The organism is Oleiharenicola lentus (assembly GCF_051660365.1).
Classification (GTDB): domain Bacteria; phylum Verrucomicrobiota; class Verrucomicrobiia; order Opitutales; family Opitutaceae; genus Lacunisphaera; species Lacunisphaera lenta_A.
Genome location: NZ_JBOZXB010000001.1, coordinates 1,941,389 through 1,959,238, shown reverse-complemented (window position 1 = coordinate 1,959,238; position 17,850 = coordinate 1,941,389). Strand labels below are relative to the sequence as shown.

At 59.6% G+C, this 17,850-nt stretch carries 17 protein-coding genes; 10 read left to right on the top strand and 7 right to left on the bottom strand.

Features of this window, described 5'->3' with window-relative positions:
* Positions 1-21: 21 nt before the first annotated feature.
* Positions 22-1,548, bottom strand: coding sequence for a glycine--tRNA ligase (locus ACRRQW_RS07225; RefSeq protein WP_438480602.1), 1,527 nt, complete (start codon positions 1,546-1,548; stop codon positions 22-24).
* Positions 1,549-1,784: 236 nt separating this feature from the next.
* Here ACRRQW_RS07225 and ACRRQW_RS07220 point away from each other — a divergent pair, with 236 nt between their 5' ends.
* Positions 1,785-2,147: an energy transducer TonB gene (locus ACRRQW_RS07220; RefSeq protein ID WP_438480601.1), complete on the top strand. Its 363-nt coding sequence runs from the start codon at positions 1,785-1,787 to the stop codon at positions 2,145-2,147.
* Between the two features lie 35 nt (positions 2,148-2,182).
* Here the strand turns inward: ACRRQW_RS07220 and ACRRQW_RS07215 are convergent, their stop codons facing one another.
* Positions 2,183-3,433, bottom strand: a complete 1,251-nt coding sequence (locus tag ACRRQW_RS07215; protein WP_438480600.1) for a hypothetical protein — start codon at positions 3,431-3,433, stop codon at positions 2,183-2,185.
* 145 nt (positions 3,434-3,578) lie between these two features.
* Here ACRRQW_RS07215 and ACRRQW_RS07210 point away from each other — a divergent pair, with 145 nt between their 5' ends.
* From ACRRQW_RS07210 to ACRRQW_RS07170, 9 genes are all read left to right on the top strand, one after another.
* Positions 3,579-5,447, top strand: coding sequence for a TonB family protein (locus ACRRQW_RS07210; RefSeq protein WP_438480599.1), 1,869 nt, complete (start codon positions 3,579-3,581; stop codon positions 5,445-5,447).
* 136 nt (positions 5,448-5,583) lie between these two features.
* Positions 5,584-7,245, top strand: a complete 1,662-nt coding sequence (locus ACRRQW_RS07205) for an energy transducer TonB (RefSeq protein ID WP_438480598.1) — start codon at positions 5,584-5,586, stop codon at positions 7,243-7,245.
* Complete coding sequence (locus ACRRQW_RS07200) at positions 7,242-8,627, top strand: TonB family protein (protein WP_438480597.1); 1,386 nt, start codon at positions 7,242-7,244, stop codon at positions 8,625-8,627. The genes ACRRQW_RS07205 and ACRRQW_RS07200 overlap by 4 nt, the downstream gene beginning before the upstream one ends.
* A gap of 42 nt (positions 8,628-8,669) precedes the next feature.
* Positions 8,670-9,593, top strand: a complete 924-nt coding sequence (locus ACRRQW_RS07195; RefSeq protein ID WP_438480596.1) for an energy transducer TonB — start codon at positions 8,670-8,672, stop codon at positions 9,591-9,593.
* A gap of 52 nt (positions 9,594-9,645) precedes the next feature.
* Positions 9,646-10,110 (top strand): hypothetical protein, encoded by a 465-nt coding sequence (locus tag ACRRQW_RS07190; RefSeq protein ID WP_438480595.1) that lies wholly within the window; start codon positions 9,646-9,648, stop codon positions 10,108-10,110.
* Between the two features lie 47 nt (positions 10,111-10,157).
* Positions 10,158-11,201: a TonB family protein gene (locus ACRRQW_RS07185; RefSeq protein WP_438480594.1), complete on the top strand. Its 1,044-nt coding sequence runs from the start codon at positions 10,158-10,160 to the stop codon at positions 11,199-11,201.
* A gap of 93 nt (positions 11,202-11,294) precedes the next feature.
* Positions 11,295-11,867 carry a YceI family protein gene (locus ACRRQW_RS07180; protein WP_438480593.1) on the top strand — a complete coding sequence of 191 codons (573 nt, stop codon included), beginning with the start codon at positions 11,295-11,297 and terminating at the stop codon, positions 11,865-11,867.
* Between the two features lie 38 nt (positions 11,868-11,905).
* Positions 11,906-13,018: an ABC transporter permease gene (locus ACRRQW_RS07175; protein WP_438480592.1), complete on the top strand. Its 1,113-nt coding sequence runs from the start codon at positions 11,906-11,908 to the stop codon at positions 13,016-13,018.
* Between the two features lie 87 nt (positions 13,019-13,105).
* Complete coding sequence (locus ACRRQW_RS07170) at positions 13,106-13,786, top strand: ABC transporter ATP-binding protein (RefSeq protein WP_438480591.1); 681 nt, start codon at positions 13,106-13,108, stop codon at positions 13,784-13,786.
* Between the two features lie 142 nt (positions 13,787-13,928).
* Here ACRRQW_RS07170 and hisIE read toward each other — a convergent pair whose 3' ends face one another.
* From hisIE to hisB, 5 genes are all read right to left on the bottom strand, one after another.
* Complete coding sequence (hisIE, locus tag ACRRQW_RS07165; RefSeq protein WP_438480590.1) at positions 13,929-14,540, bottom strand: bifunctional phosphoribosyl-AMP cyclohydrolase/phosphoribosyl-ATP diphosphatase HisIE; 612 nt, start codon at positions 14,538-14,540, stop codon at positions 13,929-13,931.
* 95 nt (positions 14,541-14,635) lie between these two features.
* On the bottom strand, positions 14,636-15,403 hold the full coding sequence (gene hisF / locus ACRRQW_RS07160; protein WP_438480589.1) for an imidazole glycerol phosphate synthase subunit HisF: 768 nt from the start codon (positions 15,401-15,403) through the stop codon (positions 14,636-14,638).
* Positions 15,397-16,125: a 1-(5-phosphoribosyl)-5-[(5-phosphoribosylamino)methylideneamino]imidazole-4-carboxamide isomerase gene (gene hisA, locus ACRRQW_RS07155; protein WP_438480588.1), complete on the bottom strand. Its 729-nt coding sequence runs from the start codon at positions 16,123-16,125 to the stop codon at positions 15,397-15,399. Before hisA ends, hisF begins: the two co-directional genes overlap by 7 nt.
* Entirely contained in the window at positions 16,122-16,724 is a 603-nt protein-coding gene (hisH, locus tag ACRRQW_RS07150) for an imidazole glycerol phosphate synthase subunit HisH (protein WP_438480587.1), read from the bottom strand. Before hisH ends, hisA begins: the two co-directional genes overlap by 4 nt.
* A gap of 39 nt (positions 16,725-16,763) precedes the next feature.
* Entirely contained in the window at positions 16,764-17,831 is a 1,068-nt protein-coding gene (gene hisB / locus ACRRQW_RS07145; RefSeq protein WP_438480586.1) for a bifunctional histidinol-phosphatase/imidazoleglycerol-phosphate dehydratase HisB, read from the bottom strand.
* Between the last annotated feature and the right edge of the window lie 19 nt (positions 17,832-17,850).

Below are 17,850 nucleotides of genomic sequence, written 5' to 3'. Positions count from 1 at the left end.
GGCCGAGGTCCGGCCCACCCCTTAATACACGTGCTCGGCGAGGAGCGCGAAGAGGCCGGCTTCGGTCACGCGCTTTTGCGACATCGAGTCGCGTTCGCGGAGCGTGAACGTGTCGCCTTCTTTCTCGATCGTGTCGAAATCGATGGTGACGCACCACGGCGTGCCGGCTTCGTCCTGGCGACGATAACGTTTACCGATGGCGCCGCCGTCGTCGTATTGCACGGCGTAGTTGCGCTTGAGTTTCGTGTAGAGGGCTTTCGCGCGATTCGTGAGCGCTTCCTTGTTTTTGAGGAGCGGAAGCACGGCGACTTTCACCGGCGCGATGCGCGGCGAGAGGCGGAGCACGGTGCGTTTTTCGACGTTACCTTTTTCGTCGGTGACATCTTCCTCGGCATACGCGGAGGCGAGCACAGCGAGGAAAATGCGGTCGGTGCCGACGGCGGGCTCGATGACGTGCGGGACGAATTTCTTTTTGGTCGTCTCGTCGAACATCTCCTGCGGTTTGCCGGAGGCGTTGGCGTGTTGCGTGAGATCGTAATTACCGCGCGCGGCGATGCCCCAGAGTTCCTGCACGCCGAACGGGTATTTGAACATGATGTCCACGGTGCCGCGGGAGTAGAACGCGAGTTTCTCCTTCGGATGTGCGTAACGCGAGAGGTGCGACTCGGGCAGGCCGATGCTCTTGAGCCAGTTTTCGCACCAGGTGATCCATTCCTCGTGGCAGGTCGCCCAATCGGCGTCCTCGTGGATGAAATATTCCATTTCCATCTGCTCGAATTCGCGGGAGCGGAAGATGAAGTTTCGCGGCGTGATTTCGTTGCGGAACGACTTACCGATTTGCGCGATGCCGAACGGCAGTTTCACGCGCGTGGTGTCGATGACGTTCTTGAAATCCACGAACATGCCTTGCGCGGTTTCCGGGCGCAGGTAGGCGACGGATGAAGCGTCGGTCATCGCGCCGACATTCGTCTGGAACATCATGTTGAACGCGCGCGGCGCGGTCAGGGAGCCAGGCTCGCCGGTGGCGGGCGATGGGATGAGCGGGATCTCTTCGACGGAAGCTTCGGTGAAATCTTTGGCGACGACCGGCGCCAGCGTGCCGACGATGGCTTTCTTGCGCTTAAAGGATTCGGCGGCTGCTTGGAGATCTTCGGTCGTTTTCTCGCTTTCGAGGGCGGAGACGTAGCTGACCGTTTTGCCGTCGACGACGACGGGCGACCAGAAGAGCTGATCCGCGCGGTAACGTTGTTTCGAAGCTTTACAGTCCACGAGCGGATCGGAAAAGCCGGCGACGTGGCCGGAGGCTTCCCAGACTTTCGGGTGCATGATGATGGAGGTTTCGATGCCGACGACGTCGTCGCGACGGTGCACCATGTCGCGCCACCAGGCATCACGGATATTGCGCTTCAATTCGACGCCGAGCGGACCGTAGTCGAAGAATCCGTTGAGGCCGCCGTAAATTTCGGACGAGGCATAGATGAAGCCGCGGCGCTTCGCGAGCGACACAAGGGCTTCCATGAGGTTGGAGGAATCGGCGGGAGTGGACATGGCTGGAAAAGTGAGTGGCTGTATTCGTCCCGGCCCAAAGCAGCAAGCCCTGAGCCGGACCCGCCACTCAACAGGCTCAAGCGTGCGGGTCAATGGCTAGGTTAGTTCGAAGGTATGCTGATTTTCAGGTGAGCGTTTGCGGCAAGCCAGCTTGCCAAGCTGCGGGCGTGTGGCAGGCTGCGGCGAAAAGCATACTCTCGATGCAGATATACCAACGATGCGTGAAAACTGTTCTCGTGGCGCTGCTTCTGGTCGGCACTTTTCGAGGCGAGGAGACTAAATCGGCGAGCGCGCTTATTAAATTTGATGACCTTAAGGCACACGGCACGCCGCCAAAAATACTGAAGCAGGCCCACCCGAGATATCCGTCTAGCCTTTCCCGCAATGGCACGTCGGGCAGCGTGGTTGTCGCGTTCGTCATCGACACGCAAGGCGATGTGGCGAAAGCGGAAGTCGTCCGGTCAACCAATCCCGGTTTTAATCAGTCCGCGCTCGATGCGGTTAAACAATGGAAGTTCAAACCGGGTGAGATCAAAGGCGTGAAGGTTAACACGCTCGTGACGCAGCGGCTTGATTTTAACCTGCAGGATCGCCGATGAACGAAGTGCGGGCGGCAACGCTTGCGCAACCTGCCTCAGTTGCGCGGAAGCTGCATTCGGGGCGTGGCTGAGACGTTAGTGCTGGAAGAATAGCGCAGGATGGGATCCGCCGTGCGCACGCGGCCGGTGGCGAGTTCTGAGATCCACGCCACGGTGCGCGGTGGGAGATTGGCCTGCACGCCGGTGGGAATGAGCGCGTTTACTTGTTGCTGGGCAGTCGCGGAGAGCGCGATCAGGGCGGTGAGTTTTTCGGCGCTGGAAAGCGATTGGCGGGTAATCTCCATGCCTTGCGCGCCGATGGCTTCGCGTAGTCTCATCATGTTCAAGGCGGTGTCGCTCGGCAACGCAGCGCTCTGGCTGATTTGTTTCAGGTTCTGGTAATCTTGATCGGAAAACCAAATGTAGTCGCCGCCGCGTTCGGCGCCCAGTTGCGCGACGATGTCTGCTTGGAGGCGTGCGCTGGCGGCAGTCGCTGCGGCGTGCTGGTCGGGCGTGCGCAAGGTGCGGTTATCGTAGGAGGCTTCGAACGGCTGATGGAGTTTGAAGAGCGCGCGGTATTCGGCCTCGGAGGCTTCGATGGTGGAAACGCGGGAGCGCATTTGCTCGGCGGTGCGCGAGAAACGGAGTTCGTATTCGGCGAGCTCGTGCGGGGTGAGCACGGTGGCGATGTCGGCCAGTTTTTCGGATTCGATGAGCTGGCGATTCTCACGATCCATGCCGGCGAACTTGGGATTGTTGGCGGAAAGCGTCTGGTAGTCTTTTTCGATCTGCTTGATCGCGGCGATTTTTTCCGCGCTGAGAAATGCGTAACGCGGGTCGCCGGAATTGGCGGGAGCGGCGGCGGTGCCCAGCAGGGCGCTGGCGTCTTTGCGGATATCGTCTTCGAGGGCTTGGCGCTGTTCGGCGCGCGCCTTTTTCTCCGGCGTGTTGTTGCTTGGGGTGCGCCACCAGGTCGCACGATCTTTGGCGCTGTCATCGAGGCTCGCCAACTGGCTGCCGCGGTCTGAGCGGAGTCGCGCCAGTAAGATGGTTTTAATCAGGGCTTCGTCCACGCCGGCGGCGCGGAGTTGGGCGACGAGTTCCGCGGGCGTAGCGGTGCGAAGGGCGGCGAGGGAGGCGACGTCAGTGGATTTTAGCTTGGGTGAATGGGGGTCTCGCGAGCGCTCGGGGTTCGCCGTCTCCGCGGACAAAGCAGCCGACTGTGATTGGGAGTCGGCCAGTTTCCAAACCAGCGCGGCGTTCGCCACCAGAGACAAGCCGAGGAGTAGAATCGGCAGACGTTGCATGCGGCGAAGCAAATCGCCGGCCCGCATTCACGTCAATGATGGCCGCGCGCGCCGTGTCTCGAATCACGGGCGTGTTTGCGAAACCAGACGGCTTGCCTCGATGGTGGCTTTAGCGTGTGGTGACGCGGCACACTTTTATTACCCCATGAAGTTTCCGATGCGGCTGGTTTTTCGCGTGGCGTTGTTAATTGGCTCCCTGACCTTGGCGGCTGCGGCCAGCGCGCAGGTGGAAGAGCGTATTTACGACATGAACGAGGTGAAGCGAGAGGGACAGGGGCCGATCGCGCGTGTGCAGGCCGCACCCCAATTTCCGTTCGAGATGTCGCGCGAGGGAATTTCGGGCGAGGTGATCGTGGAGTTTATCATCGATAAAACCGGCAAGGTGAGGACTTCCCGGGTGGTGCGTGCGTCGAACCCGGCGTTTGGCCCGAATGCATTGCTGGCGGTCAATAAATGGATGTTCAAACCCGGCCTGATCGACGGAAAGCGGGTGGAAGTGCGGGCGAACCAATTGCTGGAATTTAATCTGGAAGGCCGCATGGCGCCGGGGACGACTGCCCGGCGCAAGGAGGAGGAGCCCGGCTCGATCACCTTGCCGCCGCCTTCACCGGAAAGTTTGGCGGCGGAATTATTAAATCTGACGAAGGACCCCGTGGACAAAAAGCCCAAGGCTCTGTCCCAGGACGCGCCGTGGTATCCGACGCAAATGGCGCGGGCAGGTTTGATCGGCGAGGTCACGGTGGAATTCGTGATCGATACCGATGGTTATGTGAGAAACCCCGTGGTGGTGGAGTCGAACAACCCTTGGTTCGAGCGCCCGGCGATCGACGCGATGCTGACGTGGCGTTTTTCACCGGGAGAAAAGAATGGCCGGAAAGTCAACGTGCGGGCGCAGCAAAAACTCCGTTTCAATATTCCCGGTGGCCGGAGTGTGGATGTGTGGCGGGTTACGAAGGGAAAAGATCACGACAAGCAGCCGCCGGAATCGCGTTGGGAAAAACCGCCGGTGCCGAGGCTGACCTTGTTTCCCGTCTATCCAAAGGAACTGCTTGAGAAAAAAACGAAGGGCAAGGTTCGCGTGAGCTATGTCATCGGGCCAAAGGGCGCGGTGGTGATGTCGAAAATTATCGAGGCCACCACACCGGAGATGGGGCAGGCGGTGCTGGCCACGATGGATGCGTGGCGTTTCCGGCCGGCTACGGATGTGAACGGCAAACCGGTTTATGTGCCGCTGGGCACGGAGTATGAATTTCTCCCGTCGGGCCAGGGTGACGTGCCTGTGTCGATCGGCACCGAGCAAGTGTTGAAAGCCCTGAAGAAGTCGCCCGAAAGCATCGTGGCGGCAAACCAGTTGGATAAAGCGCTCGCCGCCACGTCGCGGCGCGCGCCGGTTTACCCCACGGCGTGCTTGCGCGAGGGCAAAGCCGGCGAGGCGTTGATTGAGTTTTTCATCGATAAGAACGGCGACGCCCAGCTCCCGAGTATCGTGTCGAGCACCACGCCGGAGTTTGGTTATGCGGCTGCGCAAGCGGTGGCGACGTGGCGATTCGAACCGCCGCTGCAAAACGGCAAACGCGTGATCGTGAAAGCACGGATCCCGGTAAATTTCACGACTCCGGAAAAACTGCCCGCCGATGCGGTGATGCCAGCCCGGCTTGAGCCGGCGATTCCAGGATCGCCGCCAAGGCTTTTCGAAGTGGCGCTCACGGACAAGGCTCCCGTGAGAAAGCCCGGTGCGGGTGATGATCTCGTTGAGGCTGCGCGCAAAACCTACGCGGGCACTTCGGCCGTGGTGGAGATACTCTATATTGTGAGCACGGATGGAGAGGTGAAGCAGTCCAAAGTGAAACAGTCGTCCATTCCCAAGGAATCTGCAGTGAAATTGCAGGAGGTAGAACGCGCGCTTGTGGCGGCCGTGCGGGGGTGGGCGTTTACGCCAGGCGAACGCGCGGGCGAAGCCGTGAATGTGCAAATGACGGAAGTGTTCGATTTCCGTCCGGAGAAAAAGAAGTAGTTCCCGCTGCCGGCAACGTTTGGGCGGAATTTGCGGAGTCGGCGCGGTCGGCATGACGCGCCGCGGGCCACTTGTCGCTTGCTGGCTCCGGGCGTTGTGCATGCTCGCACGCAGACGGGCCCCATTTTTCAAATTCATGAATTATCGTCTCTGCTTGGGTGTGATCGGTTTAATGTTCGGTTTAGCTGCGCCGCTGGCGTTGCGAGCCCAGGAAGTCACGGTCGGGCCACCTTCGTTATTTGAAGGTCACCCGGCGGTGGACGTGATGCCCGCGTTCGGAAAAAAACTTTCCCCGAAGTTTCCGCGCGAAGTGCGCAAGAGCGACGAACCGGGCTACGTGATCGTCGCCGTCTATGTGGACGAAGCGGGCAAGCACCGCGCCCGTTTCGTGGTCGGCACCGTGTATCCTTACGAGGAATCGGTGGAGGACGAGTTGCTGAATTACAAAGTGGTGTCCGCGAAACGTGACGCCAAAGCGGTGCCCTCGTGGTTTTGGGTGCCCGTAATTTTTAACCCGTTGGCAACGCCGGAAAAATCCGCCGACGCCGCGCCGCGTTTGTTGGAAGTCACGCCAATCTTCGCACCGAAAAATACGTTGGATAAAAACCAGTATTCACTGGTCATGCCAGTGAAGCTGGTGATTGCCGCATCCGGTGAAGTAACCAAGTTTGAAATCGATCCTCGCTTCGGTCGCCTTCAGGCGGTGGTCGAACCAGTGGTGAAACAATGGAAGTTTTCGCCGGCGTTGAAAGCCGGCGTGTCGGTCGAGGCGGCGATGACGATGTCGGTCGTGATGCAAAACCCGGTGACCCCCAAAGCGGCGACGGCGATTCCACCGAAACCCCTTAAACAAACGCCGCCGAAGTATCCTTACGGCATGGCAAAAAGCGGATTTGTCGGGGAAGTGGTGGTGCAGTTCACCATCGATGTCCAAGGCGACGTGCAGAACGTGACCATCGCGGAATCGAATCATCCCGGCTTCAATGAAGCGGCGGTTGAAAGCGTGCGTGAATGGAAATTTCAGCCCGCGTCGGTGAACGGTAAAACGATCCGGACGCGCGTGAGCCAGAAATTGCAGTTCGAGCTTCCCGGTGGCGGCGTGGATGGATACGAGATTTCCAAGGGCAAAAAGAAGCCCGGTGCCGCTGCGAGCGTGGCCCCCGATGTGGCGCCGAAACCGCGCGCCACCGTCGTGCCGGTTTTCCCCTACGAACTGCTGCGCGCCGAGACCGAGGGATCGGCCCGCATCCGCATGCTGATCGATGAACGCGGGCGCATTGTCGGGGTCGTGGTGGACAACGCCACGCACCCGGAATTCGGCCTCGCGCTGACGGCGGCGGCGGAGGCGTTTGCCTTCGATCCCGCGCTCAAGGCAGGCAAAGCCGTGTCGAGCGCGTTGGGCATGGAGCAGAAATTCAAGCGCTTCGGCGAATCACTCGTGACCAGCGACGATCTGGATCTGCTTCGTCGCGAAACCAAGAAACCCGAAAGCATCGTGAGCCCCGGCAAACTGGATAAAGCCCTGAAGCCGGTGGTCACGCAGGCGCCGAAATATCCGCCTTCGCTCAACGACGAGAGCGCGCCCGGAAGTGCGTTGATCGAGTTTTTAATCGATGAAAAAGGCCGCGCGCGTCTCCCGCGGATCGTCCAGGCCTCGCATCCCGCCTTTGGTTATGCAGCCGCCCAAGCCGTGGTGGGTTGGCGATTTGAACCACCGGAGATAAAAGGAAAACCGGTCGTGGTGCGCGTGCGGCTGCCGTTCGATTTTAAATTCGATGCCGGGGAGGATAAAAAATGAACACGCCTCAACGATGGCGGCAGTGGTTCCTGCTGGGCCTGGCGGCGACTGCGCTGGCGGTGGCTCAAACTGAGAATGCGCTCACGGGCATATTTTCCGAGCCGTCGCCACGGAGTTGGCCGGCGCCCGCTTACCCGGCGGATGCGCTCAAAGACGGCGTGGAAGGCGTCGTTAAACTCCAGTTTATCGTCGATGCGGAAGGCAAGATCACCGAGCTCACCGTGATCGAACGCGGAGCCGACGAGCCTGCGGTCGACGAGCGGTTGCAATCCGCCGCCTTGGCCGCCGCCCAGCAATGGGTTTTTGCAGCGGCCCTGAACGACGGCAAACCGGAGCCTCGCGCCCTGACCACGCAAGTTCGATTCACCCTTAAAGACCGTAGTGGGAAGCCGGCGGTGACGTTGCCGTTAGACTCAAACCGAGTGCTCGCCATTAAACCCCAACCGGTGCGCTCCGCGCGCGCGAAAAACATGCCGGATCCGAATTACCCGGACGAGATGTTGCCGCGAAAATTACCGGGCAGTGTGCAGTTTCGTTTTGTCGTCGGCGTGACGGGTGACGTGGAAAACATCGTGATCGCGCATGTGAGTGACGCGGGGTTTGTCGGTTCCGCGCTGGCGACGTTGAACCGGTGGAAGTTTGAACCCGCGATGCAGGGCCCGCTCGCGGTGGTTTCGGAAAAAGTTGCGCCGATGGAATTTGAAGTGGTCGGCGACGACATTTCTCCCGAGGCGGTTTTGAAGGCCAACGGGATTGCTGGACTCGACGGCAACACGTTCGACAAGCCGCCCGCGCCGCTCAGCTTGCCGGCGCCGATCTATCCGCGCGCGCATCTCGTGTCCGGGCAGACCGGTGCGGCCGAGGCGGAATTCACGATCAACGAAAAAGGCTTCACGGAGAATATTCTGGTGACCCAGGCCGAGCAGCCCGAGTTCGGCGCGGCGCTCGCAGCGGCAGTGGAGTTATGGGTGTTCAAACCGGCGCTGCGTGATCGTGAACGCACGCGGATGAATTTGCGCGTGAAACATCAGTTTGCCGCACCGGAAGGCAGCCCGGACGCGCGCCTGGCGAGCTTGTTGAAAACCGGCATCGAAGGCGCGAAAGGCCTCGACCAGCGCCTCACGCCAGTGTGGCGGATCTCGCCGGGTTACCCGCAAAGCTTGCTCGCGGAAAAACCGACGGGCAGTGCGACGATCGAGTTCGTCATCGATCGCGAAGGCCGGTGTCGTGCGCCGCGCGTGGTCTCGGCGACGCACGACGCGTTCGGCTGGGCCGCCGCCACCGCGATCAGTCAATGGGTCTTCGTGCAGCCCACCAAGCAAGGCCAACCGGTGGACGTGCGCGTCAGCATTCCCGTGGAATTCACGCCGCCGGAAGCGTGATTCAAAGCGCAATTATTGGAAATCAAGCGGAGTTTTATTGATATGAGAAAGCTACTGTTGCTGATAGCAGGATTGGTTTTGCCGGTCGCGGCATGGGCTCAGCCCTTTCGCCCGCCGCAACCGATCAAGATGGATCCGCCGGTTTATCCGTTTGAATTATCCCAAAAAAGCATCGGCGGTCAGGTTGAAGTCGAGTTTGTGATTACCAGCGCTGGAACGACGGTAAATCATCGCGTGCTGCGTTCGACGCATTCCGGGTTTAATGCTGCGGCATTGGAAGCGGTTCGTAAATGGACATATCGGCCCGGAAGCAATGAGGGGCGTTTGGTGAATGTGAAGGTTTCGCAGCGGCTGGAATTTTTCTTGGAGGCGGATCAGGTGTATCCTTTCGAATTGTTGCTGAGTCGGGTTAACGGCCAGGCGACGGTCGATTATGTCGTGGATGAATTGGGGCGCGCGTGGGATATTCGGGTGATCGAAGCCACGCGTCCCGAGTTTGGCCTGGCGCTTTCGGCAAATGTCACCGGCACGAACCATGCGCCTGATTTCGATAAATCAGAAACCACCGGAGTTCGGCGCAAGGTCACGCGGCGGTTTGTCGCCGAAGGCAAAGAAAGCCCCATCGGGCCGGCCGCGCAGACCTTGCTCAAGGCCTTGCGGGCGGGTGGCGCTCAATTTAACGACAAGGAATTTTCCACCGTGGTGAAGGGTGCGTTCGATGAGACCTACCCGTTTCCGACGGGAACTGGCGTGGCCCTGGGAACTGAAGGCTGGGCACGGGTGGAATTCTATTTGGACAGCAAAGGAAAATGCTGGTTTCCGCACGTCCTGGCGGAAAGTCACCCGGGGTTGGGCTATATGGCCGTGCAAGCGGTTCAGTCGAAAAATTTTCATCCGCAGAAACTGAAGGGAGCGGTCGCGATCCGCAGTCAGGTTACCATTAAATTCTCCGCGATGACGCGTTAAGCGCCGCACTTCGCGCTTGCGGGCGGAGCGGGGCGGGCGAATTTGAGCGGTTATGAAAGTGTCGTTTACCGCCAAGGAATACCGCCAGCTCCTCGAACTCGTGCACCTCGGCATGTGGTCGGTCACCGGCTACCAAGGCGACGATACCGCGGCCGCCAAACGCTTTTTCGACATCGACCAAAAATTATTGGGTCTTGCGACGGAGTTTGGCTGCGCCGATTTGGTGGAGGAATTCAAGGATGGCACGCTGCAGCCGGCGCCGAAACTCGCCGAAGACGACCGCGTGCGCGAAATCCAGAGCGAATTCCAAAACGATGTTTTCTGGCATGAGCTCGTCACGCGCATGGCCGACCGCGATGTCGCTGGCGAGCAAGCGAAGCGCGCCCTCGACACGCCAGGCATTGACCCTGCGCCGTCCCGCGACGAGCAACTCAAGAAGATCGAGGAACGTTACTGGGCTGAGTTCGAGAAGAACGATCTCGCGAGCGTGGTCGTCTTGCGCGGCGGCCGCGGTTGAGGCGAATCGGCGTTGCCCGGTGCGGTTGATTGCACGACTCTGGCGAAGTGAAAGCGCATCTCTTCACCTACGGCCTTTTTTTGTTTTTATGGAACGCGATCGGTTTGCGCGGCGCGGTCGACGTGTTGCCGCAACCAATCCTTCAACCGGCGCCGGAGCATCCGTCCGCGCTGAAGCAACAGCGGGTGGTGGGTTCGGCGAATTTAAGTTTTTTGATCGATATAAACGGCGAGGTGAAAGACATCCGGGTCGACTACACCAATAACGACGAATTTGGCCGCGCCGCCACGGCGGCGGTAGCGCAGTGGAAATATCGGCCTGCGATGAAAGGCGGGGAAGCGGTGCCGTTGCGGGTGGCTTTGCCTTTTTCATTTATGTTCTCACCGGCCGAGTTGGCGGAATTGGACAAGATGCGGGTGAAAGAAGTGCTGCCGCCCGGCCCGCCAGTGCAGGGAATTGACGCTGTGGAGAAATGGCCGGAGTTAAAAAAGCAGATCCGGCCGAAGCTGCCGCCAAGCCTGCAGAAGAAAAAACAACTGGGACAGGCGGTGATCGCCCTAGTCGTGGACGAACAAGGTGTGCCGCGGGATATCCACCCGGTGATGATGACGCATCCCGAGTGCGGCGTAGAAGCCATGGCCGCGGTTTCGAAATGGCGTTTCGAACCGGGGATGGTGGCAGACAAAGCGGCGCGCGTGGCAATGGAAGTGACTTTAGTGTTTTTTCCGGAAGCGCCGTCCGCGTCGGGGTTACGCTTGCGCGCGGGAGTCCAATCCAAGCTGCCTGAAATAGAAACGACGCCTCCAGACGAAAACGGGGCTTTGCAGATCATGCCCAAGCCGGTGAAACAAACCCCGCCGGAGTATCCTGCAGAAATGCTGAATCGTTACCAAGGCGGCCAAGTGCGGGTGGACTTCATCATCGATCAGCGTGGCGAAGTGACGCATGTCGCTTCGACGGGCGACGCCAACCTGTTCTTTGCAATCATGGCGGAGCGCGCGGTGAGTGAATGGAAATTCAGGCCGGGGCTCGTGGAGGGAAAACCCGTCAACATCCGCGCGAATCAGTTGTTTCAATTTGGCGTGCCTTGACGCGGGCGTGTAACGCCAGCGGCGAGCCAGCCGTCTTTGGCACCAGAAGAAGGGTTTGCTGTCCACCTGGGCGCACCCACCATCTCCCTTGTTATGAAAATTCCCCGTTGTTTGAACGTCCTCGTGCTCGCGCTTCCGCTGATCGGCTTCGCCGCCGGCCCAGGCGTATTGAAAGTCGATCGCTCGCGCTCTTTCATCGAAGTCGACGTGGATGCGACGAAAGATTTCACAGCGCGGCTTGATCACTACGATCTCGCAGTGACGTTTGATGCCGCGAACAAAGTGAAGAGCGCGGTGCTGACGTTTAAATTTACCGATCTCAAAACCAGCGACAGCAAGCGCGACGCCGACATGATTGCGTGGCTTGGCGGCGGTTCGCCGGAAGGAAAATTTGATTTGGGCAACATCGCCCAAGTGCCCAACGGGCAGGGCCAGGTTTCCGGTCGGCTCAGTTTTCATGGTGCGGTGGAGCGCGTGGAGATCCCCATCAGTTTTGCTCGCGAAGGAAATGATTTCACTATTACCGGCGAAACCGTAATCGACTACCGCAACTGGAATCTGCCGAAGATCCGCAAGGCGATGCTCTTCACGGTCGATCCCGATGTTAAAGTGCGTTTCAAGATCAGCGGCACCGTGGTCGAAGCGCCGCCGGAGCCGAAGAAATAAGCGGCTGCCATCCGGGCGGCGTAACTCAATTGGCCGCCATGCGTTTTCTCTCGCTCGTCTTCGTCAACCTGCGCCGGCACAAGTTGCGCGGGTTGATCGGCGTGGCGGGAATCAGTTTTGGCGTGGCGGCGATGTTAACGATTCTTTCGATCGTGAATGGTGCGATCGGAATGTTTGAGCGCATCCTCGCGGTCGATTCGCACTACCTCGTTTTCGAGAAGAACGTTTCCGATCTCTTCTTCAGCAGCGTGCCTGATGAAAAACTCACCGCGATTCGTGCGATGGAAAATGTCGAGTCCGCCGAGCCATTGCTTTTTGGCCTCGTGACCTCCGGCGACAATCCGATCATCACCTGCTTCGGACTTGAAGCGACCAATCCTCGTCTGACTAAAGCCAAGTGGATTGCCGGTGCGCAACGGGATTTCGGCCAAATAAAAGACGGGATCTGGCTCGGCGCACGCGCAGCGGAATTTCTGGAAGCGAAACACGGACAAAAGATCGAGGTAGGTAAAGGGGAGTTTGTCGTCGCGGGAATTTTTTCGACGGAAAACGCTTTCGAAGATGGCGGCGTATTTCTCCCACTGAAGGATGCGCAGGAATTTTTCAGCCGCGAAGGAGTGTCGTCGATCATCGCGATCAAGCTGCGTGATCAGGCACGCGGGGCGGAATTCAAACGCACCGTTGAGTCGGCAAACGTGGACCTCATGGCGCTCGAGAACCGCGAATTCAACCAGAGCTATACGCAGTTTAAAATTCTACACTTCACTGCGTGGGCGGTCGGCATTTGCGCTTTTCTGCTCGGCGGACTCGGCGTGGCCAACACGATGTTGCTTTCAGTGTTCAGTCGCATCCGGGAAATCGCGGTGTTGCGCGTCTGCGGTTTTTCGAAGGGGCAGGTAGCGGCGTTGATCTTTAGCGAAGCAACCGCGATCGCGCTGGCTGGCGTGGTGATCGGTTTTGTTTTGGGTTACACCGCGCTGTTCGCGCTCAAACACGCGCCGCAGTTTAACGGTTATATCCAGCCCGTCGCGAAAGGAGAAATGCTCATCGGCGTCGTGGTAACCGCGTTGTTTACCGCCGTGGCCGGCGCGATTTATCCCGCGCGGTTCGCTTCGAAAATCCAGCCCGCGGAGGCGTTGCGTTATGAATGAACCTATTTCTCGCCCAAACCAGTTTGTCATATATTATATGACAAACGTTGAGAAGGTGCGCCCACGCATGGCGGAGGTGAACGACAGATGAGCATACCTTCCACGGGCGAAATCCTCGTCGCTGGTCGCGACCTTAAAAAATCCTACGATCGCGGACGCGTGCCGGTGCTGGCGGGCGTGAGCCTCGACGTGCAAGCAGGCGAAATGGTGGCGCTGTGGGGCGCGTCGGGCTCCGGCAAAAGCACGCTGCTGCACCTCCTCGGTGGACTTGATGTGGCGGACTCGGGCGAGTTGACGGTGTGCGGACTAAATCCACACAACGAAACCGACCGTTTGACGCTGAGACGGCGCCATCTCGGTTTTGTATTTCAGCTGCATAATCTGATCCCGGATTTAACGGTGGAAGAAAATCTCCGCGTGCCCGCACTGGCCGCAGGCATGTCGAATCAAACGATGCGGGCGCGCACCCGTGAACTCGCTGAAGCGGTCGGCATCGCACACCGGCTCGATCACCGTGTGCAGGACGTTTCCGGCGGCGAACGTCAGCGCACGGCGATCTGCCGCGCGTTGATGAATTCACCGCGGTTGCTTCTCGCGGATGAGCCCACCGGCTCGCTCGACGAAGAAACCGGCGACACGGTTTTTAGCCTGCTACGCCACCTCGTGAATGAGCGCGGAATCGCGGTGATCTTGGCGACGCATGAGCGCCGTTACGCAGAGCAATGTGACCGCGTGCTGCGTGTGCGCGCGGGAAAAATCGTGGCGTGATCCGGTGTTGGTGGAGGCGGGGCGATTGGCCCCGCCTCCACGAAGAAGAATTGCGGGTAGGACGAGATCGTTGGCCCGCCTAAGCGTCATCGCGTGTGTTCACGGCTCGCCCGGAGGTCGGGCCCTACCGCCTTCAAAAAAATTACTTCTTCGGCGCGTGGCGCTTCTGGAGCACAGCGATGGCGTCGTGGAGCGAAAGTTTTTTCACGCGGAGCAACACGATGAGGTGATACAACAAGTCGGCGGCTTCGCCGGTGAACTCTTTCGAGTTTGCGGTGACAGCCGCAAGTGCGGTCTCGACGCCTTCTTCACCGACTTTCTGCGCGACGCGCGTGACGCCTTCCTTGGCGAGACGCACGGTGTAGCTCGACGTGTCGCCGCTTTTGATGCGAGCACCGATGACTTGCTCCAGGTGCGCGAGAAAACCGACGCCGCTGGCACCTTCGTCGCCGAAGCAACTCGTCGTGCCGTTGTGGCAGGTCGGGCCGTCGGGCCGCGCGGTGACGAGCAGGGTATCGTTGTCGCAATCCACCTTGATGTCGACGAGGTGCAGGAAATTTTTCGACGACTCGCCTTTCGTCCAGAGGCGATTTTTTGTGCGACTGAAGAACGTCACTTTTTTTGACGACAGCGTTTTCTTCAGTGCCTCGGCGTTCATGTAGCCGAGCATGAGGACTTGCAGCGTGGCGGCGTCCTGCACGACGGCGGGCACAAGGCCGCCAGTTTTTTTCCAGTCAATTTTAAGATTTTTCATAGGAGGCTTAACCACGAATGGACACGAACAGACACGAATTCTGAACATGCTTTTCCGGCCATTCGTGTGAATTTGTGTCCATTCGTGGTTAAAAATTAGGTTCGGACGATCACGCCGTCGGCAGTCAGTTGTTGTTTAAGGTCGGGGATTTTGATCGTGCCTTTGTGAAACACGGAGGCGGCGAGTGCGCCGTCGACGCCGGCTAACGCGAAGGCGTCGCGGAAATGTTCGGGCGTGCCCGCGCCGCCGGACGCCACGAGCGGAATATGGAGGACGGCGCGCACGCGTTTGAGTTGCTCCAGATCGTAGCCGCGTTTCATGCCGTCCTGGTTCATGCAGTTAAGCACGACTTCGCCGGCGCCGAGGCGTTGCGCTTCCGCGGCCCACGCGATGGTGCCCCAGCGGGTCGCGCGCGTCTTGGTCGGATCGCCGGTGTATTGTTTGACGAAGTAGCCGCCGTCTTCCTGACGGCTATCGATGCCGACGACGACGCATTGTGAACCAAACTCGTTGGCGAGTTCGGAAATAAGCGCGGGATTTTCGAGCGCGGGTGAGTTGATGGAGATCTTGTCGGCGCCGCCGTGCAAAATGGCGCGTGCGCCGTCGAGTGTGCGGATCCCGCCGGCAACGCAGAACGGAATGTCGATCACGCGAGCAACGCGTGTCACCCATTCCGTGGACACGGTGCGACCGTCGCTGCTGGCGGTGATGTCGTAGAAAACGAGTTCATCGGCGCCTTCGTCGCGGTAGCGCTGCGAAAGCTCGATAATATCGCCGACGATTTCGTGATCGCGGAATTGCGTGCCTTTGACGACCTGGCCGTCGCGCACGTCGAGACACGGAATGATGCGGCGGGCTAGCATGCGAGCGCCTCCTGCAGCGTGAATTTCTTTTCGTAGAGTGCGCGGCCGACGATTGCGCCGGTGCTGCCGGTGGTTTTGAGGACGCGCAAATCCTCGAGCGACGACACGCCGCCGGAAGCCTGGATTTGCAGCGTTGGAAATTTTTTCACGAGCTGCGCGTAGAGTGCGCTGTTTGGTCCGGTGAGTTTGCCGTCGCGACTGATGTCGGTGCAAAGAATGTGGGCGAGACCGGCGGCAACGTAGTCGTTGAGAAAATCGTCGAGCGCGACGCCGGTGCTTTCCTGCCAGCCGACCGCCGCGATCCGCGGGATGCCATCGGCATCGAGGCGCACATCCGGCGAAAGGATGATGCGCTCGGGGCCGAACTTAACCAGCCAGCCCTTGACGAGTGCCGGATTTTTAACGGCGAGGCTGCCGACGATGACGCGTTCCGCGCCGGCCGCGATCAGCGTGGAGACTTGGGCTTCGTCGCGGATGCCGCCGCCGGTCTGCATGCGCAGGCCGCTGCCACGGGCGATTTGCTCCACGAGTTCGATCTGGCGTTTGAGTGGATCCTTGGCGCCGTCGAGATCGACGACGTGCAGCCATTCGGCGCCGGCAGCTTTGAATTCGCGCGCCACGGCGAGCGGATCGGTGCCGTAGGATTTCTCCTGGTCGAATTTGCCCTCAGTCAGGCGAACCACGCGGCCACCGCGAAGATCGATTGCGGGATAAATGATCATACGGAAATCTCCAAAAAGTTTTTCAACAACTGTGCGCCCGCGGTGCCCGAGCGTTCCGGGTGAAATTGCACGCCGTAGAAATTTTTACGCTGCACCACCGCAGCAAATGGCACGCCGTGCGTAGCCGTCGCGAGGGTGAACTCATTCACCGGGCCGGCGAAACTGTGCACGAAATAGAATCGCGCATCTTTCGCGATGCCTTTGAGCAACGGAGTGTCGCGCAACACTTCGAGCGTGTTCCAACCCATGTGTGGCACCGTGATGCCGACGCCGTCAGGGATGCGCGCCACGCGACCAGGAATTATGCCGAGCGACGGCGTGTCGCCTTCTTCGGAGGAATCGAACAGCAATTGTTCACCGAGGCAGAAACCGATTACGGGTTGCGTGAGCGAGCGCACGCACTCGATGAGATTTTTTGCGCGTAACTTTTTCATGCCTTCCTGCGCGGCGCCGACACCGGGCAGGATTACGCGTTCGGCGTTGCGAATGACGGTAGGATCAGCCGTGAGTTCGCTGGCAATGCCAAGTCGCTCAAGCGCGAAACGCACCGAGGCGATGTTAGCGCCGCCGCTGTCGACGATGGCTAGGGAAATAGACACAAGGAGAGAACGAGAAAGATTAAGAGAAAGAGAACGAGGTTAGAGCACGCCCTTTGAACTCGGGATTTCCGTGCCGGCGCCGCGCGCGAGCGCGGGACGCAACGCGCGGCCGAAGCCTTTGAACAAGGCCTCGATCATGTGATGCGTGTTGTCGCCGGTGACGCTCATGTTCATCGTGAGCGCGAGATTGTCGCAGACGGATTTGAAGAAATGGGAAACCATCTCGGTCGGCATCTCGCCGACGTTCTCGCGTGGAAATTTTGCGTCGAAGGTGAGCCACGCGCGCCCGCTGAGATCGAGCGCGACTTGCGCGAGGGCTTCGTCCATCGGCATCACGAATCCGTAACGACCGATGCCGCGTTTATCGCCAAGTGCCTGACGCAACGCGGTCCCAAGCGCGAGGCCGGTATCTTCAATGGTGTGGTGTTCGTCGATGTGGAGATCACCTTCGCACGTGATGACGAGACTGATGCCAGCGTTGCGGGCGATCTGTTCGAGCATGTGGTCGAAGAAACCGAGGCCGGTGGAAAGTTGGATCGGCGCAGGCGCGTCGAGATCGACGGTGACGCTGATTTTCGTTTCCTTGGTGTTGCGCACGATGGTGGCGCGTCGCGGGGCGTCGACGAGCTGGCGGGCGATTTCCGTCCAGCCGAGCTTCTTGCGGTCGTAACGGATGCCTTTCACGCCGAGGTTTTGAGCGAGCGTGATGTCGGTTTCGCGGTCGCCGATGACTGCGGAGTTTTCACGCGACCACGTCGTGTCCTTCAAATAATCGAGCAGCAGACCAACCTTGGGTTTGCGGCAATCGCAACGGTCGGCGGGCGTGTGCGGGCAGACGCGGATGGCTTCGAACTCGATGCCTTGAGACGAAAGAATATCGAGCAGCAGTTTTTGCGGCGGACGAAATTCCTCCTCGCGAAAACTCGGCGTGCCGAGGCCGTCCTGGTTCGTGACCATCACGAACGTGTAGCCGGCGTCGCGGCAGCGCAGTAGTGCGGGGATGGTGTCGGGCTCGAGCACGAACTTGTCGAGGCGGTCGACTTGCTGGTCGAAAGGCTCGGCGATGAGCGTGCCGTCGCGGTCGATGAAAAGAATTTTTTTAGACATGGCGCAAAGCGGGGTAGGG

Bases quoted from the DNA above. Each gene is read 5' to 3' on its own strand.
- ACRRQW_RS07225 (WP_438480602.1), bottom strand. From the start codon at position 1,548: ATGTCCACTCCCGCCGATTCCTCCAACCTCATGGAAGCCCTTGTGTCG.
- ACRRQW_RS07215 (WP_438480600.1), bottom strand. From the start codon at position 3,433: ATGCAACGTCTGCCGATTCTACTCCTCGGCTTGTCTCTGGTGGCGAAC.
- ACRRQW_RS07210 (WP_438480599.1), top strand. From the start codon at position 3,579: ATGAAGTTTCCGATGCGGCTGGTTTTTCGCGTGGCGTTGTTAATTGGC.
- ACRRQW_RS07205 (WP_438480598.1), top strand. From the start codon at position 5,584: ATGAATTATCGTCTCTGCTTGGGTGTGATCGGTTTAATGTTCGGTTTA.
- ACRRQW_RS07200 (WP_438480597.1), top strand. From the start codon at position 7,242: ATGAACACGCCTCAACGATGGCGGCAGTGGTTCCTGCTGGGCCTGGCG.
- ACRRQW_RS07195 (WP_438480596.1), top strand. From the start codon at position 8,670: ATGAGAAAGCTACTGTTGCTGATAGCAGGATTGGTTTTGCCGGTCGCG.
- ACRRQW_RS07190 (WP_438480595.1), top strand. From the start codon at position 9,646: ATGAAAGTGTCGTTTACCGCCAAGGAATACCGCCAGCTCCTCGAACTC.
- ACRRQW_RS07180 (WP_438480593.1), top strand. From the start codon at position 11,295: ATGAAAATTCCCCGTTGTTTGAACGTCCTCGTGCTCGCGCTTCCGCTG.
- ACRRQW_RS07175 (WP_438480592.1), top strand. From the start codon at position 11,906: ATGCGTTTTCTCTCGCTCGTCTTCGTCAACCTGCGCCGGCACAAGTTG.
- ACRRQW_RS07170 (WP_438480591.1), top strand. From the start codon at position 13,106: ATGAGCATACCTTCCACGGGCGAAATCCTCGTCGCTGGTCGCGACCTT.
- hisIE (WP_438480590.1), bottom strand. From the start codon at position 14,540: ATGAAAAATCTTAAAATTGACTGGAAAAAAACTGGCGGCCTTGTGCCC.
- hisF (WP_438480589.1), bottom strand. From the start codon at position 15,403: ATGCTAGCCCGCCGCATCATTCCGTGTCTCGACGTGCGCGACGGCCAG.
- hisA (WP_438480588.1), bottom strand. From the start codon at position 16,125: ATGATCATTTATCCCGCAATCGATCTTCGCGGTGGCCGCGTGGTTCGC.
- hisB (WP_438480586.1), bottom strand. From the start codon at position 17,831: ATGTCTAAAAAAATTCTTTTCATCGACCGCGACGGCACGCTCATCGCC.